Source organism: Streptomyces sp. NPDC002853 (assembly GCF_053591915.1).
The window spans coordinates 353,309-368,738 of sequence record NZ_JBSFUS010000004.1; the positions used below are offsets into that span (position 1 = coordinate 353,309).

Sequence of the window (15,430 nt, forward strand, 5' to 3'; positions counted from 1 at the left end):
GCATGACGGCCGCGCTTCCGTAACTGAATTACGGCGCACCGACGGGCTTCTCGGTCCCATCTTGCGAGACGGCTCGGTCCACGTCTTGAACACCCCCTTGTAGCGACAGGAGTTCGACACCACTATTCCTATCAATCAGGTAGGGAAACTAGGAATCTGTGAGGCGTCGCCGTGACAACGCTGATCCCCTCCGCCTCGCCGCGCGTCGTCCGGGAGCTCGCCGACGATCTCGCCGTCGACGCGGACCTGCGCGACAGGGCGGGCAAACCACCGCTCGACGAGGTCTCGCGGCTGCGTGAGGCAGGACTGCCCGCGCTCCTGACACCCTCGGGCCAGGACGGTTCGGACGGCCGGGGAGTCGACTGGCGTACGGCGTGTACGGCGATCAGGGACATCGCGGCGGCGGACAGCTCCATCGCCGAACTCCTCGCACATCACCACGCCCTGTCGTGGAGCCCGCGCCTGTTCGCCGCGCCCGCGGACGCCGCGGCCCTCGAATCGCGCGCCGTACGCGAACAGTGGCTCTGGGGCGGTGACATCGCACTGCCGGACGCGCAGACGAGTACCGGCCTCGCGCTGACCCCGGTAGCCGACGGATACGTCCTGCACGGCAGGCGGCCCTCGACCGCGGGTGTCGCCGTCGCGGACCGGCTGGTGCACACGGCGCGGCGCACGGACAGCGGCGAGTGGGTGGTCGTCCAGGTGGACCCCACCCACCCCGGCGTCCGCGCCGAACCGGCGCACGATCTGCTCGGGCAGCGCCTGAACGGTGCGGGCGGCGTCAGCTACGACGACGTACCGGTGGCCGCACACCAGGTGCTCGGCACCGTTCCCGTCGACGAGCACGAGATCGCGCCGTTCAGCGCGCTCGCCCCGCTGGCCCGCCGTCTCCTGCTCGTCCAGGTCGGCCTGGGCAACGCGGAGGGCGCGCTCGCCGAGGCGCGGGACGTCAGCCGCGCGCTGCCGCGTCCCGCCCCCATGGGTGCGCTCGGCGCCGGCGAGGACTGCGGGCCGCCTCCCACCGACCCCTATCTGCTGCTCGCCTACGGGGAGTTGGCGACGGCCGCGCACAGCGCCGCCTCCGTGGTGGACCGCGCGACGGAGGCGTTGGCCCACGGCCTGGAGACGGGGCCCGCGCTGGACGCCGACGAACGTGCCGACATCGCGTTCCTCGTGGCCGCGGCCGAAGCGGTCACCACCCGGTCCGCCCTGCACATCACCACCCGCGTCCTGGAACTCACCGCCGACGCGCCCTCCCCCGCGACCGACCCCGGACTGGACAGGTTCTGGCGCAACGCCCGAGCCCTGACGGCCCACGACTCCACCGCGCACCGCCTGCGTGACATCGGCGAGCACTACCTCAACGGCCTGCGATAACAGGACATCCTGCTCCCCTCCGCGGTCGGCCCCACGGTCAGTACGATCTTCGGATACCCCCGCATCCGCAAGGCCGAGAGGGAAGCACCGTTGAACACCGGCAGCTACTACGAACCCATCGACGAGCACCGCTACAAGCCCACCGTCCATGCCGGTGGCGCGTGGGACACCGACGAGCAGCACTTCAGCCCGCTCGGCGGCCTCACCGTGCACGCCATCGACCGGTATCTGGCCGCCCGACCCGACAGCGGCCTCGTCATGTCGCGGATCAGCTTCGACATCCTTGGACGCCTCGCCCTCGACGAGTGCGAGATCCGGGTGGAGACCATCCGCCCCGGCCGCACCATCGAACTGGTCGAAGCCGTCGTGCTCATGGCCGACCGTCCGGTGGTACGGGCCCGGGCATGGCTCCTCGCCTCCGGCGACACCAGTTCCGTGGCGGGCGGCGGCGCCGACAAGCTCACCTCTCCCGAGGCGTTGGAGTCCTGGCCCATGGCGTCCTTGTGGCCGGGCGGGTACATCGCCTCCGTGGACGTCCGCCCCGTCGCTCCCCCGCAGCCGGGCCGTACGACGGCGTGGATCTCCACCCCGCTCGACCTCGTCGCCGGGCAGACCGCGAGTCCCCTCGCGTCGTACGTCGCGCTCGTGGACACCGCCAACGGCATCGCCGTACGCCGGCCGCCCACCGAGTGGATGTTCCCCAACGTCGACCTAACCGTCCACCTGCACCGTCAGCCCGAGGGCGGCTGGACGGGCCTCGACACCACGGTGACCTTCGGTCCGACGGGTCAGGGCATCACCAGCACCGTCCTGCACGACATCCACGGCCCCGTCGGCCACGCCCAGCAGATCCTCACCGTCCGGCCCCTGTGACCCACCCGCCCCCGCTCACATGAAGCGGCGGATCAGCCGCTCCTTGGCCGCGGTGAAGGGCGGGTAGGCCGCTCGTATCGTGTCGGGAGACAGCGGCTTGTCGAGGACGGCCTTCACATGGCTGAAGGTCTCGACCGAGCACCGGCCGTGGTAACTGCCGAAGCCGCTCTCCCCCACACCGCCGAAAGGCAAGCCGGGCACCGTGAGATGGGCGTTGGGGAGCCCGAAGCCGACCGCGCCCGACGATGTCTCCCGAAGCAGCCGGCGCCGGGTCTCCCGGTGAGGCGTGAAGGCGTAGAGGGCGAGCGGCCTGGCTCGGGCGTTGACGAAGGCGATGGCGGCGTCCAGGTCGGGCAGGGACAGGACCGGCAGGATCGGGCCGAAGATCTCCTCGGACATCACGGGGGCTGCCTGGTCGACGTCGGCGAGCACGGTCGGCGCGAGGTAGCGGGTGGCCCGGTCGTGCGCGCCGCCGGTCACCACGCGGCCGTCACCGAGCAGCGCGGTGAGCCGGTCGAAGTGCCGGTCGTCGATGATGCGGCCGTAGTCGGGGCTGCGGGCGGGGTCGGTGCCGTACATGGACGTGATCGCGTCGGCGAGATGGCCGGCCAGCGGTCCTGCCGTGCCGCCGATCGCCAGGACGTGGTCGGGGGCGGTGCAGCTCTGCCCCGCGTTGAGGAACTTGCCCCAGGCGATCCGGCGCGCGGCGGCGGCCAGATCGGTGCCCGGCTCGACAAGGACCGGGCATTTCCCGCCCAGTTCCAGGGTGACGGGGGTGAGATGCCGGGCCGCGGCCGCCATGACGATGCGGCCCACGGTGCCGTTGCCCGTGTAGAGGATGTGGTCGAAGCGCTGCTCCAGGAGGGCCGTGGTCTGCGCCGCCGCGCCCTCGACGACCGTGACGGCGTCCGGGTCCAGGTAGCGGGGCAGGAGGCGGGCCAGCGCGCCGGAGGTCGCCGGTGCCAGTTCGCTCGGCTTGAGCACGGCGCAGTTCCCCGCGGCGAGGGCGCCCACCAAGGGGGCGAGCCCCAGCATCACCGGGTAGTTCCATGGGCTGATGATCAGCACCACGCCGAGCGGTTCGCGCACCGTCCGGGCCCGCGCCGGGAGCAGCGCCATGGGGACGGGGACGCGTCGCGGGCGCAGCCAGCGTTCCAGGTGGCGCAGCGTGTGATCGATCTCGTTGACGACGAGGCCAAGTTCCGATGTGTGCGTCTCCACGGGGCTCTTGCCCAGGTCGGTGACGAGCGCTGCGGTCAGCGCGGGCGCCTGCTCGGTCAGCAGGGCTCGCAGAGCGCGCAGTTGTCGTCGGCGCCAGGCCGTCGGCCGCGTCCGGCCTGCGGCGAACGTCGCGCGCAGCCGGGCGACTGCCCCCGCGGCGTCAGCGGCAGGTTCGTCCGCACCACCCATGCCCAACTCCCGCTCCTGGCCCTGGCCCTGGTCCTGGCCCTGGTTCTGGTTCTGGTCCTGATCGGTGAGTAGCGACTGCTCCATGGCGTCTCCTCCCGGCAAACGCAACGGTGCGTTGCGCTTTCGCCGACCGTAGCCTGCCCATCCCACGTATGCAACGCACCGTTGTGTTGCGTTAGGCTCCGCCGCATGACGACGCATCACCGCCCGCAGCCCGCCCGGGGCGACGGCCCGCGGCGCAAGCCGCAGATCTTCGACGCCACCTTGAAGGCCCTCGCCCGCGACGGCTTCGAGTCCATGACGATCGAGGGCATCGCGGAGGAGTCCGGCGTCAACAAGACGACGATCTACCGCTGGTGGCCCTCCAAGTCGGCGCTCCTCGGCGCCGCCCTCATCGACGCGCCGCTCCTGGACCTGCCGATCCCGGACACCGGGCACCTCCGGGGCGACCTGGAGCACCTCGTCGAGAGCCTCGTACGGCTGCTGACCGCGCAGACCTCGGGTGCCGTCGTCCGATCCGTGCTGGGGGCGGCGGTGAGCGATGCCGGACTTGCCGCCTACATTCAGGGCTTCTTCGCCGAGCGCCTCGCGCGCGAGCAGTCGGTGATCGACCGCGCCGTCGAGCGCGGCGAACTGCCGCCGGACACCGACACGATGACGTTGATGGACCTGCTCGCCGGCGCGGTCTGGCTGCGCGCGGTCTTCCGTCGCCTGCCGCTGGACGACGACTTCGCCCGCCGCACCGTCGCCACCGTGCTCGACGGCGTACGCACGTCCTGAGATGCACCCATTCGCCGCGCATGTCGTGTCCACGACATCGTCACACAGTCGACCCACAACGTTCATACAGTGATGCGCTCAACCGTGCCACTCTCCCGTTGGCCCAATTGTCAACTCGCGTAGAACGCAGGTCCTGTTGGAGGGATCCGCGGTGCGCGCGAGTCTCCGGGAGAGGACACCCCCCACATGCCCGTCCCTCACATACGTCACTGGAAACCGCTGGCCATGACGGCGGCCGCGGTCCTCGTCGGGATCACCGTCCCGGCCGCCGCCGACGCCACGACCACGGCCCCCACGCCGCCCGCCGCGTCCGTCGGCGCCTATGACGACACGTACTACAAGGACGCGCTCGGCAAGACCGGTCCGGAGCTGAAGAGCGCCCTGCACACCATCATCAGCGACCAGACCAAGCTGTCGTACGACCAGGTATGGGACGCCCTGAAGGTCACCGACGAGGACCCGGCGAACAGCAGCAACGTGATCCTGCTCTACACCGGCCGCTCGCAGAGCAAGGACAGCAACGGCGGCGACCCCGACCAGTGGAACCGTGAGCACACCTGGGCCAAGTCCCACGGCGACTTCGGCACCGCCACCGGACCCGGCACCGACATCCACCACCTGCGTCCGACGGACGTCTCGGTCAACAGCACCCGCGGCAACAAGGACTTCGACAACGGCGGCAGCGAGGTCGGCGAGGCGCCCGGCAACTACACCGACGCCGACTCCTTCGAGCCCCGCGACGCCGTCAAGGGCGACGTGGCCCGCATGATCCTCTACATGGCCGTGCGCTACGACGGCGAGGACGGCTTCGCCGACCTGGAGCCCAACGACAAGGTCGACAACGGCAGCGCCCCCGCCATCGGGCGCCTGTCCGTGCTGAAGCAGTGGAGCGACGAGGACCCGCCGGACGCGTTCGAGAAGAACCGCAACCAGGCCATCTACGACCAGTTCCAGCACAACCGCAACCCGTTCGTCGACCACCCCGAGTGGGTCGGCGAGATCTGGTAGCGCAGGACGGCACCGGTTGTGGCAGCGACGGGATACCGGCCGCTGCCACAAGCCTTCCTGATGTGACGTCAGGAGACCACGTCGCCCAAGGGCTTGCCCTCCAGGTGGCCCGCGACGTTCTGGATCGCGGCGAGGCCGATGCGGACGAGCGTCTCGCGGGTCACGCCCGCCACATGCGGCGAGAGCACCACGTTCGGCGCCTTCAGCAGGCGCAGGGCCGCGGTGGGCGGTTCGGGGTCGAAGACGTCGATGCCCGCACCGGCCAGCTTCCCGGCCGTGAGCGCGTCAGCGAGGGCGTCCTGGTCGATGAGCGCGCCCCGTGCCGTGTTGACGACGAAAGCCGTCGGCTTCAGGAGGGCCAGGCGCTCGGCGTCCAGCAGATGGCGCGTGCGCTCGGTGAGCGGGGCGTGCAGGCTGACGTAGTCGGAGGTACGGAGGAGTTCGTCGAGTTCGACGTGGCGCGCGCCGCCGAGGCGGGCCTCCGTCTCCGCGTCCAGGGCGCGCGGACCGGCGTAGAGGATGCTCATGTCGAACACGACCGCGCGGCGTGCGACTTCCTCGCCGATGTGGCCGAGCCCGACGATGCCGAGGGTCTTGCCGGAGAGCTCCGTGATGGACTGCTGGAGGCGCGGAAGTGCCCAGTCCGCCTCGGTCAGCGCGGTGTGTGCCGGGATCAGCTGCTTGGCGAGGGCGAGCATGAGGGCGAAGGTCTGCTCGGCCACGTTCTGCTTCTCGGCGCCGCTGGAGCCGATCGAGCAGACGGAGATCGCGCGTGAGCGGGCCGCCTCCAGATCGACGTAGTCGAAGCCGTGGCTCGCGCACTGGACGACTTCCAGGGCCGGGGCGGCCGCGATGTGCTCGGCGGTGACGGGTGCGAGGCCGGTGATGATGACGTGTGCCTCGCGCAGGGCCGCGGGGTCCTCGTCGGCCGACTCGACGACGGTGACACGCGCCGTCTCGGGGAGCAGCCCGGCGAGGGCGCCTCCCGCGGCGCGGCCGCCCACGTGGGGCGAGACGATGGCCAGGACGTTCTTCACGGTGGTCATGCGGTCTCCTCGATCAGGTCGTCGGGGGTGAGGGTGGCGGGTCCGGCGTGTCCGGACAGGGCAAGGGTGAGGTCGAGCTCGGCGAGCAGACAGCGGATCACGTGGTCCACGCCCGCCTGGCCGTCGAGGCCGAGTCCATAGGCGTACGGCCGTCCGACGAGGACGGCCTCGGCGCCGAGGGCTAGGGCCTTGAAGATGTCGTCACCGGTGCGGACACCGCTGTCGAACAGGACGGAGAGCCGGTCGCCGACCGCCGCCACGACGCGGGGCAGCGCGTCGGCCGCCGCGACGGAACCGGCGACCTGGCGGCCACCGTGGTTGGAGACCACCACGCCGTCCATGCCCGCGTCGGCGGCCCGGCGTGCGTCGTCCGGATGCACGATGCCCTTGAGCACGATCGGGCCGTCCCAGTTCTCGCGCAGGAACGCAAGGTCGGGCCAGGTTTTCGCGGGGTCGGCGAACATGCCGACGAAGTGCATCACGGCCGCGTTCGGGTCCTCGTGCACCGGCTTGGCGAGGCCCGCTTGGAACGCCGGGTCGCTGAAGTAGTTGGCGGTGCCCACGCCGTGCAGGAAGGGCAGGTACGCCTGGTCCAGGTCGCGCGGACGCCAGGCGAGCAGCGGGGTGTCGAGCGTGACGACGAGTGCCGTGAAGCCCGCGGCCTTCGCCCGGTCCAGGAAACTCTTGGTGACGTCACGGTCCTTGGCCCAGTACAGCTGGAACCACCGCTGCGCGTCGCCCATCTCCGCGGCGACCTGTTCCATGGGGGTGCTGGAGGCCGAGGACAGGATGAACGGGACGCCGCGGGCCGCGGCCGCGCGGGCGGCGGCTGACTCGCCCTCCGGATGCATGATCGACAGGACACCGATGGGTGCGAGGGCGAGGGGCGCGGGCAGCCGATGGCCGAGCACCTCCACGGACAGATCGCGTTCATGCACGTCACGCAGCATGCGCGGCACGATCCGGCGCCGCTCGAGGGCCTCGCGGTTGGCGCGGGCGGTGCTGCCGTTGCCCGCGCTTCCGGCGACGTACCCGACCGGTCCCGGGCCAAGGCGCTGCTCGGTCAGCTCCTCCAGGCGGGTCAGGTCGGTCGGCAGGCGGGGTACGGCGCCAGTCATGCCGTTGAGGTAGATCTCGTACTGGAAGTCCGCCCAGTTCGGCGTCGTCGTCATGTGGTGGGTCCCGTCCGGTGGCCTGGAGACTGCGTGCGACAGCGGAAGACAGCGTGACTGCGAAACGCGGCACTTCCTACCCGACGATCCTTGCCACAGTGACAAGCCCCGTCCATGGTCGTACGCACCCTTTTCCGATGGGACCATCACCCTGTGACAAACAAGCGGGAACGCGTCCGGCAGGAACTCCTGGCCGATCCCCGCCTCGTCGAGGCGGTCGTCGACGCGGTGCACGAACAGGTTCCGGCGTACACGGCGCTGGACGGCAGCAGGTTCCCCGAGGTGCGGGCCATCGCGGCCTGGGCGACGGACCGCCTCCTCGACCACTGGGTGACGGACGGCGCGATCGGCGACGCCGATCTGCGGCGCTTCCGCGGGATCGCGGCGGCGCGGGCGGCGGACGGCCGTCCCTTGCAGGCCGTGCTGCGCGCCTACCGGGTCGCGGCCGGGGTACTCGCGCACGAGGTCGCAGCCCGCGCGCCGCAACTGTCCGCGCAGGACGCCTTCGCCCTGACCCAACTGCTGCTCACCGCCATGGACACCATCTCCGAGGAGATGACGACGGCGTACGCGGCCACCAGCGAGCGCCTCGCCGGTGACCGCGACAGGTCACTCCAACTGCTGCTCGACGACCTGATCGCCGGCCGGCACGCGTCCCTTGGCGCGCTCGGCGCGAGGGCCTCCCGCCTGGACGTCCAACTGCCGGAACGCTACTGCCTGTTGGTGGCGGAACCGGCGGACGTCACAGACCCGCAGGCCGGCTCGTCCGACATCTCCCTCACCACGTCGACGGCCCTGCTCGCGGCCCTCGGCGGAGAGGGGGAGCGCAGAACCCCGGCGACGACGTCCCTGGCTACCACCCACGGATCGCGCGCCGTACTCCTCCTTCCCTCCGCGTCCGCCGACGCCGTGCCGGAGGTCCTGCGCAAGCACGCCTGGCGAGGCTGCGTGATCTCGGGCGAGAGCCTGGACCGCGTGGCCGTCGCCCACCGGCTCGCCGCGGGCGCCCTGGACACCGCTCCCCCGCACGCCCATCACCCCGACCGGGCCCTCACCGACGCCGACGCACACGTCCTCGCCCTGCTCGCGGGCCACCCCGTGATGAGCCCCGACCAGATCGGCCGCATCGTCCTCGGCCCTCTCGTCGACAGCGCCCGACGCCACCTCCTGGAAGCCCTCACCGCGTACATCGACACCGGCTCGGCCAACGCAGCGGCCCGCGCACTCGATCTCCACCCCCAGTCCGTCCGCTACCGCCTGCGCCGCGTCCGCGACCTCACGGCCCGCGACCCCCAGGACCCCTGGCAGCGCCTCACGCTGGACATCGCACGGACCATCGTGATCGGAGGCCAGGCCGCCGGCGCCCGTCACCTGCGCCGCCACTCCTCGGCGAGCAGTTCGTAGGAGCGCACCCGGTCGGCGTGGCCGTGGGTGATGGTGGTGATGAGCAGCTCGTCTGCACCGGTGGCTTCCTGCAGTTGCTCCAGGAGGTCAGCGACCCGGCCCGGGGAGCCGGTGAACTGGGTTTCGGTGCGGTCCTCGACCAGTGCGCGGTCCGCGTCGGTCCAGACGTGCGCGCGTGCCTCCTCCGGCGTGGGGTACGGGATGGCGCCCTCGGCCGTGCGGATGCTGCGGACCCACGGGCCGTAGCCCGCGGCGAGTTCGCGGGCGGTCTCGTCGTCCTCCGCGACGACCACGTCGGCGGAAACGCTGACGTAGGGCTTGTCCAGTACGTCGGAGGGGGTGAACGCGGCGCGGTAGCCTTCCGCCGCTTCGAGCACCGTGCCCGGGCTGACGTGGTAGTTCGCGGCGAAGGGCAGGCCGTTGCGGCCCGCGACGTCCGCGCTCTGCCCGCCGCTGCTGCCCAGGATCCACACCTGGATCTCGGCGCCCTCGCCGGGGACGACATGGGCTTCGACGCCGTCGTCGGACCGGTACGTCCCCGCGAGCAGGGCGAGGATGTCGTCGACCTGCTCCCCGTAGTCCTGTGCCTGGGCGTGTGGCTGCTGGAGCAGCTTGCGCTGGAGGGCGACGCGGGGTGAGCCGAGCAGATGCTCGTAGGAGAAGCGCGCCGGGATGCGCAGTCCGTTGGGGGCGCGGCCGTCGACGACGGGGGTCGCGGTCGGCGGCGCGGCGGCAGAGGTCTGGGGCGGCTTGCCGCCGGAGCGGCCGAGGCCCAGGTCGAGGCGCCCTGGGTGCAGCGCGTCGATCAGGCCGAACTCCTCGACGGTGGACAGCGCGGTGCGGTGTCCGAGCTGCACGGCGCCTGCCCCGAGCCGGATCGTGGAGGTCGCCGCGGCGGTGAGGGCGAGGACGACCGCGGGCGAGGTGCCTGCCACGCCCGGGTTGAGGTGGTGCTCGGCGAACCAGTGGCGGGCGTACCCGAATCGCTCGGCCTGTCGGGCCAGGTCGACGGAGTTGTGCAGCGCTTCTGTCGCGGTGGAGCCGGATGAGACCGGCACCAGGTCCAGGACGCCGAGAGGGATCGGTGACATGGGTGTGGTCCTCCTCAGTGGCCGGCGGACGCGGGCACGGGCTCGGGGGCGCTCGTGTCCGCGCCCGCGTCGGGGTGGGCCAGGCCCAGGTGGTCGCGCAGGGTGGTGCCCTCGTACTCCGTGCGGAAGACGCCGCGTTCCTGGAGCAGCGGGACCACGGTGTCGGCGAAGGCGTCGAGGCCACCGGGGGTGATGTGCGGGACGAGGATGAAGCCGTCGGCGGCGTCGGCCTGGACGAAGGAGTTGATCGTCTCGGCGACGGTGGCCGGGGAGCCGACGAAGGACTGGCGGCTTCCGGTCTCGATGACCAGGTCGCGGATGGACCACTTGTTCGCGGCGGCGAGCTCGCGCCACTCCCGTGCGGTGGCCAGCGGGTCGCGGTACATCCGTACCTGGGCCCGGCCGCGGGCGATGGTGTGCTCGCCCGGGTCCGGGTCGATGTCGGGCAGCGGGCCTTCCGGATCGTAGGCGGAGAGGTCGCGGTTCCAGACGAACTCCAGGTGCTTGATCGCGGTGGCGCCACTGACCTGCTTGCGCCGCACCTCCCTGGACAGCTCCTGCGCCTCGGCGTCCGTGTCCCCGAGGACGAAGGTCGCGGCGGGCAGGATGAGCAGCTGGTCGTGGGTGCGGCCGTGGCGGGCGAGGCGGCCCTTGACGTCGGTGTAGAACGCCTGCCCTTCCTTGAGCGTGCTGTACCGGCTGAAGATCGCGTCCGCGCCGGAGGCCGCGAATTCCCGCCCCTCCTCCGAGTCCCCCGCCTGGAAGATGACCGGCCGCCCCTGGGGGCTGCGCGGCACGTTGAACCGGCCCTGGATGTCGAAGTGCTGACCCCGGTGGACGAAAGCACCCGCCTGTGCGTCGCGCAGGAAGGTGCCGGTGGCCTGGTCGGCGACGATCTCGTCCCCGCGCCAGGAGTCGAACAACTCGTGCGCCGTGGCGAGGAACTCCTTGGCCCTGGAGTAGCGCTCCTCCTGCGGGAGGAATCCGCCGCGGCGGAAGTTCTCGCCGGTGAAGGCGTCCCAGGAGGTCACGACGTTCCACGCGGCGCGTCCGCCCGAGAGGTGGTCGAGACTGGCGAACTGGCGGGCCACCTCGTAGGGCTCGTTGAAGGTGGAGTTGATGGTGCCGGTCAGGCCGAGGTGTTCGGTGACGGCGGCGAGCGCGCCGAGGACGGTGAAGGTGTCGGGCCTGCCCACGACATCCAAGTCGTAGATCCTGCCGCCCTGTTCACGCAGCCGCAGCCCTTCGGCGAGGAACAGGAAGTCGAACTTGGCGCGCTCGGCGGTCCGCGCGAAGTGCGCGAAGGAGCTGAACTCGATGTGGCTGCCGGCCTCGGGGGCACTCCATACGGTGGTGTTGTTGACGCCGGGAAAGTGTGCCGCGAGGTGGATCTGCTTGAGGGGCTTGTCCGGTGACTTGGTCATGACGGGGTCCTTCCGGCTCAGGCGGTGGCGGCGTAGCGGCTGGCGGGGCGGGCGAGACCCAGGAGACCTCGCAAAGTGTCGGCCTCGTACGCGCGGCGGAAGGCGCCGCGCCGCTGGAGCTCGGGCACCAGGCCTCGGGTGATCGCCGGGAGGTCGTGGCCGACGACTGCGGGACGCAGCCGGAAACCGGTGAGCCCGGCCTGACTCAACTCGGTGAGCAGGTCGGCCAGTTGCGTGGGCGTGCCCGTGAAGACCCGCGCGTCGCTGGTGTACGGGTGGCCCGCGAGGGCGTCCAGTCGCTCGCGGCGGGCCGTGGCGGCGGCAGCGTCGTCGTCGAGGAACACGACGAGGTCGCCGAAGAGGTGCAGGGGTTCGTCGGCCCGCCCCGCGGCGTCCTGTTCACCGCGGACCGCCCTGACGACGGCGCGTGCGTGTCCGGCGTCGCGCGGCGTCACGTATCCGATGTCCGCCGAGCGGCCGAGCAGCCGGAGAGGCGCCTGGGTCGGGGACTCGTGGGCGAGCGCGCTGACGACGGGCCTGCCCTGCGGCGGCCTGGGCGTGATCGAGGGGCCCTTGACGCTGAAGTGCTTGCCCTCGAAGTCGACGTAGTGCAGCTTGTCGCGGTCGATGAAGCGGCCGGTGGCGACGTCCCGGATCTCCGCGTCGTCCTCCCAGCTGTCCCAGAGGCGGCGCACCACTTCGATGTGGTCGGCCGCCTCGTCGAAGAGGTCAGCGGTCAACTCCCGTACGTCCGGGCGTTCGAGGTCCTCGATTCCGAAGGCGGGAAATGTACGGCGTCCGAAGTGCGCGGCCTCGTTCCGGCGCGCCGACACCTGCACGCGGACGCCCGCACGGCCCGTGCTCACGTAGTCGAGCGTGGCGATCGCCTTGGATATGTGGAAGGGCTCCGTGTGTGTGGCCACCACCGTCGGCACCAGACCGATGTGCCTGGTCAGCGGGGCGACGCGGGCGGCGATGAGGACGGCGTCGAGCCGCCCGCGGATCTGGTCGGTGCGTCCGTCGGGCTCGGTGAAGTGCGAGGACTGCGGGCCGAGCCCGTCCTCGATCGTCACGAAGTCGAGGAGGCCGCGCTCGGCCTCCGTGACCAGATCGGCCCAGTACCGGGCAGTGAACAACTCCTGTGGACGGGACGCCGGTTCACGCCAGGCGGCCGGGTGCCAGCCCGCCCCGTCGAGTGCGACGGCAAGGTGCAGCGGGGCGGACGGAGCCGCGGGAGCAGAAGAGGACAGCGGGGATGAAGGTGATGACGACACGAGAGGAGTGCCTTCCTGATCGACCGTACGAGAACACCGGCCCCTCGGCTACGAGGGTGCGCGGCGGCGGGTGACGGGTCAGGAACGACAGAGCGCGCCGGCGACACGCTGCAGGTCGATGTGGTGCCGGGAGTACAGGTGCACCTGGCGGCTCGGGGCGATCACCACGGGGCGGGGGCCGGGCACCGGCGGCAGCAGCGGCACGACCGTCACCTCCGCCCTTCCGGCCCGGCGGGCCCACGGCCTCGCCGGTCTCGCGCTCGCGGAACCCTGGTCGGGCTCCGCCTGGTCCTCACCTGGAGCACCCCGCCGCGAGGCGCGGTTGCCGGTCAGCAAGCCAGGACTTGACGCTGACACTCGTAACCTGTTCGGACGCTACGTGAGGGCGCAGCCGTGCGCAATGCCCGTGGATCATGGCCGGGCCGGCATCACCGCACACGCCGTCCCCCTTCAGCGTCCGCCTTCGTCAGGCACAACCACCGGGCCGCTGGTTCTGTTCCGGCCCGCGCTGATGCGGTCGACGGACCGGGGCGGCCGCGGCCGAAGTGCCGCGTCCGCCCCGGGAGTTCACCAGATCCTGACGCGGTCCGCCCGCTCCAGCCAGAGACCGTCGCCCTCCCTCGTCCCGAACGCCTCGTGGAACTCGTCGAGGTTACGGACGATGTTGGCCCGGAACTCCGGCGGCGAGTGCGGGTCGATGGTGAGGTACTGCTGCTCCTGCTCCTTGCGGCGCTTGGTGCGCCAGCAGTAGGCCCAGTTCATGAAGAGCCGCTGGGAGCCGGTCAGGCCGTCCTTCGTGGGCATCGGGTCGCCGTTGAGCGCGATCTTGTACGCCGTGTGCCCGATGGTCAGGCCACCCAGGTCGCCGATGTTCTCGCCCACCGTCAGCGAGCCGTTGACGAACTCGCCGGGGAGGTTGCGGGGCGAGAACGCGTCGTACTGCTTGACCAGCGCCTTCGACTTCGCCTCGAACGCGGTCTTGTCGGCCGCGGTCCACCAGTCGTTGAGGTTGCCCGCGCCGTCGTACTGCGCGCCCTGGTCGTCGAAGCCGTGGCCGATCTCGTGGCCGATGACCGAGCCGATGCCGCCGTAGTTCTCGGCGGGATCGGCGTCGGGCGAGAAGAACGGCTTCTGCAGGATGCCCGCGGGGAAGCAGATCTCGTTGGTGCCCGGGTTGTAGTAGGCGTTGACGGTCTGCGGCAGCATGAACCACTCGTCGCGGTCGACCGGCGCGCCGATCTTCGCGAGCTGCCGGTCGGACTCGAAGGCGTCCGCCGCCTGCGCGTTGCCGAGCAGGTCGTCCGCGGACACCTGGAGGGCGGAGTAGTCGCGGAAGGTGTCGGGGTATCCGATCTTGGGACGGAAGGTGGCGAGCTTCTCGTACGCGCGCTCCTTCGTCTCATCCGTCATCCAGTCGAGCCGGGCGATCGACTGGCGGTAGGCCTCCAGGAGATTGGCGACGAGGTCGTCCATCATCGCCTTGGAGCTCGGCGGGAAGTGCCGCGCCACGTACTCCTTGCCGACCGCCTCGCCGATGCAGCCCTCGACGAAGGCGACCGCCCGCTTCCACCGGGCGCGCAGCTCCGGGGTGCCGTTGAGGGTGCGGCCGTAGAACTCGAAGTTGTTCCGGACGAACGCGTCCGTGAGGTAGGGCGCGCACGAGCGAAGGACCCGGACCAGCGTCCAGTCGCGCCACTGCTCGATCGGCACCTCGTCGAGGACCGCGGACAGGTGACGGAGGTAGGACGGCTGCCGGACGCACGTCTCGGCGATGGTCTCTTCCGAGCCACCGAGCCCTGCGACGTAACCGCGCCAGTCGAAGTGCGGCGCCAGGGTGATCAGTTCGTGCAGGGTGAGGAGGTTGTAGGTCTTCTGCACGTCACGCGTCTCGGCCCGCTCCCAGTGACCGCCGGCGAGCCGGGTCTCCAGGGCGAGGACCGCCTGTGCGGCCTCGGCGGGCGCGGCGTGCTGCCCCAGGGTGAGCAGCTCGGTGAGGTAGGCGACGTACTTCTCGCGGATCTCGGCGAACTTCTCTTCGCGGTAGTACGACTCGTCGGGCAGGCCGAGGCCGCCCTGGAGGACGTTGAAGAGGTAGCGGTCGGAGTCGCGGTCGTCCGAGTCGATGTAGGAGCCGAAGAGACCGGAGCCGCCGATCCGCTCGAAACGGCCGAGGAACGCCGCGAGCTCCCGGGTGTCCCGCAGCTCCTTGACCTCGTCGATCAGGGGCTGCGCCGGGGCGAGCCCGCGGGCGGCGATCGTCTCCTCGTCCATGAAGGAGGCGTACAGAGTGGCGATCTTGCGCGCGTCATCCGGGACGGCGCCGGCCGTCGCGGCCGACGCGAGCTCCTGGATGATCACCTTGACTTGTTCCTCGGCCGTGTCGACCAACTGCACAAAGGGGCCCCAGCTGGAGCGATCTTCGGGGATCGGCTCGTTCTCCAGCCAGTGACCGTTGACGTGGCCGAACAGGTCGTCCTGCGGCCGGATCTCGGGGTTCATGCCCGCGTGGGCGTCATCCAGCATGCTCATTCACGCACCCTACGCGGACACGGGCCCCGAGCACGATCGGCC

Annotated in this window: 13 protein-coding genes and 1 riboswitch; of the genes, 5 read left to right on the forward strand and 8 right to left on the reverse strand. The window is 71.1% G+C overall.

Annotation, left to right across the window (positions count from 1 at the left end; translation table 11 throughout):
• The first annotated feature begins 171 nt into the window (after positions 1–171).
• Both ACWD02_RS12815 and ACWD02_RS12820 read left to right on the forward strand, forming a co-directional pair.
• Entirely contained in the window at positions 172–1,377 is a 1,206-nt protein-coding gene (locus tag ACWD02_RS12815) for an acyl-CoA dehydrogenase (protein ID WP_451208388.1), read from the forward strand.
• 90 nt (positions 1,378–1,467) lie between these two features.
• On the forward strand, positions 1,468–2,250 hold the full coding sequence (locus ACWD02_RS12820) for a thioesterase family protein (protein ID WP_451208390.1): 783 nt from the start codon (positions 1,468–1,470) through the stop codon (positions 2,248–2,250).
• Positions 2,251–2,265: 15 nt separating this feature from the next.
• Here ACWD02_RS12820 and ACWD02_RS12825 read toward each other — a convergent pair whose 3' ends face one another.
• Positions 2,266–3,660, reverse strand: a complete 1,395-nt coding sequence (locus ACWD02_RS12825) for an aldehyde dehydrogenase family protein (protein WP_451209191.1) — start codon at positions 3,658–3,660, stop codon at positions 2,266–2,268.
• A gap of 189 nt (positions 3,661–3,849) precedes the next feature.
• Between ACWD02_RS12825 and ACWD02_RS12830 the strand changes: the two genes are divergently transcribed.
• Positions 3,850–4,440, forward strand: coding sequence for a TetR/AcrR family transcriptional regulator (locus ACWD02_RS12830; RefSeq protein WP_451208393.1), 591 nt, complete (start codon positions 3,850–3,852; stop codon positions 4,438–4,440).
• A 186-nt stretch (positions 4,441–4,626) separates the two neighbouring features.
• Positions 4,627–5,448, forward strand: coding sequence for an endonuclease I family protein (locus tag ACWD02_RS12835; protein WP_451208395.1), 822 nt, complete (start codon positions 4,627–4,629; stop codon positions 5,446–5,448).
• A gap of 68 nt (positions 5,449–5,516) precedes the next feature.
• Here the strand turns inward: ACWD02_RS12835 and ACWD02_RS12840 are convergent, their stop codons facing one another.
• Positions 5,517–6,494, reverse strand: coding sequence for a 2-hydroxyacid dehydrogenase (locus tag ACWD02_RS12840; RefSeq protein WP_451208398.1), 978 nt, complete (start codon positions 6,492–6,494; stop codon positions 5,517–5,519).
• Positions 6,491–7,666, reverse strand: coding sequence for a lactate 2-monooxygenase (locus ACWD02_RS12845; RefSeq protein WP_451208401.1), 1,176 nt, complete (start codon positions 7,664–7,666; stop codon positions 6,491–6,493). Before ACWD02_RS12845 ends, ACWD02_RS12840 begins: the two co-directional genes overlap by 4 nt.
• 153 nt (positions 7,667–7,819) lie before the next feature.
• On the opposite strand from ACWD02_RS12845, the gene ACWD02_RS12850 reads away from it, so the two are divergent.
• On the forward strand, positions 7,820–9,070 hold the full coding sequence (locus tag ACWD02_RS12850; RefSeq protein WP_451208404.1) for a PucR family transcriptional regulator: 1,251 nt from the start codon (positions 7,820–7,822) through the stop codon (positions 9,068–9,070).
• Here ACWD02_RS12850 and ACWD02_RS12855 read toward each other — a convergent pair.
• From ACWD02_RS12855 to ACWD02_RS12875, 5 genes are all read right to left on the reverse strand, one after another.
• A complete protein-coding gene (locus tag ACWD02_RS12855) occupies positions 9,034–10,161 on the reverse strand; it encodes an LLM class flavin-dependent oxidoreductase (RefSeq protein ID WP_451208406.1) in 1,128 nt (375 codons plus the stop codon). The genes ACWD02_RS12850 and ACWD02_RS12855 overlap by 37 nt on opposite strands.
• Before the next feature lie 14 nt (positions 10,162–10,175).
• Positions 10,176–11,585, reverse strand: a complete 1,410-nt coding sequence (locus ACWD02_RS12860; protein ID WP_451208409.1) for an NtaA/DmoA family FMN-dependent monooxygenase — start codon at positions 11,583–11,585, stop codon at positions 10,176–10,178.
• A gap of 17 nt (positions 11,586–11,602) precedes the next feature.
• Positions 11,603–12,859: an LLM class flavin-dependent oxidoreductase gene (locus tag ACWD02_RS12865; protein WP_451208411.1), complete on the reverse strand. Its 1,257-nt coding sequence runs from the start codon at positions 12,857–12,859 to the stop codon at positions 11,603–11,605.
• A 78-nt stretch (positions 12,860–12,937) separates the two neighbouring features.
• Positions 12,938–13,063 carry a putative leader peptide gene (locus tag ACWD02_RS12870; RefSeq protein WP_451208414.1) on the reverse strand — a complete coding sequence of 42 codons (126 nt, stop codon included), beginning with the start codon at positions 13,061–13,063 and terminating at the stop codon, positions 12,938–12,940.
• A 47-nt stretch (positions 13,064–13,110) separates the two neighbouring features.
• Positions 13,111–13,224: riboswitch (SAM riboswitch) on the reverse strand.
• Positions 13,225–13,426: 202 nt separating this feature from the next.
• Positions 13,427–15,388 (reverse strand): M13 family metallopeptidase, encoded by a 1,962-nt coding sequence (locus ACWD02_RS12875; protein WP_451208416.1) that lies wholly within the window; start codon positions 15,386–15,388, stop codon positions 13,427–13,429.
• Positions 15,389–15,430 lie beyond the last annotated feature (42 nt).